The following is a 1,166-nucleotide window of genomic DNA, read 5'->3' as shown; positions in this document are numbered from 1 at the left end:
CAAAATTGATTTTTCACCCCTTTTAAATCCCTATTTTTAGGGGTTTGAAATTTTTCCTTTTCTTATCGCACAAAACAGGAGAAACTCAACAACGATATTGAGGAGCTTTTGGTATGTGATGATCCACTTACCAAACTCAAAGAGATTGTCCCTGAGTTTGAGCATAAACTTAACCGATAATATGACCTACAAATTTACTCATATTATCTAAAATATCGCCCCCTTTGCGAAACCCTAAACCACACGCCTCATAAGCAAAAAAGAGACCCGCTTGGTACTTCTTGCCTTGCGTATCGCTAGGAAACTCTACATACTCCTGATACACCTTTTTATAGTTTCCATAAGGTCCTTGTGTTGCGTGTTGCGTGTTGCCCTTAGCATCTATAATCTGTGTATTGGCACCTTCACGTCCAAAAACAGGTTTTACAACCTGTTTCACACCTTCAAGTGGCTCAAAAGAGGTATGTAAAAGGTAGGGTGAGTCCGGAAAAAGGTCACACAGTATTTTCATCATCCCTTTTGATTGAAAAAGAAGGGTATAGGGAGGGTTTAAAATAATGGCTTTTTGGTTGTGCATAATATGGGTAAGGGTTGTAGCAAGCTCTGGTTCATCGGTTGCTATATCTTCCCACGGATAGAGTTTAAACCAATACTCATAAGGATTTTGCTCTTTGTCGTAAATTCCCTCATCATCAAAGCCGACATCTTCTAAAAATTCAAAATGTGTTGCAAACCCGGCATCGGTTGCCATCTGCTGCAGCAAACGGGTTGTTGCTTCCTCTTCGTCGTTTCCTTGTATGCTTGAAAAGAGGATTTTCCATCCATCATAAAGCTCTTTAAACATCTTAGTATCATCAAAAAGGGTGATAAGTCTTTGAAAGTTTTGGGTGATAGCCTCATAAACATTGTTAAACTGTGCATCCTCATCCATATGGTTGTGTTTGAGCATTGCCCATTGAAGAAGTGCCGTCTCAAAGAGTGCTGTAGGGGTGTCTGCATTAAACTCTATGAGTTTAATAGGTTTAGAGTCAATACCCCCTGCCAAATCAAAGCGTCCATAGATGTGCCAGTGAACATCACTCTCCCACGATTTTTTTATCATCTCTACAAGGTTAAAAGGGATGCCAAGTTCAAAAAAGAGATCATTTTCTATCACATACTCAGCT

1 protein-coding gene is annotated in these 1,166 nt (G+C 39.6%); it reads right to left on the bottom strand.

Annotated features, from left to right (window positions below; genetic code table 11):
* Positions 1 to 169: 169 nt before the first annotated feature.
* Positions 170 to 1,166 (bottom strand): glutathionylspermidine synthase family protein (locus tag AC30RD_RS09710; protein ID WP_489494356.1); only part of this gene is annotated, 997 nt, incomplete at its 5' end.

This window comes from Nitrosophilus sp., from assembly GCF_982775275.1.
This window is presented reverse-complemented; position numbering and strand designations above follow the sequence as displayed.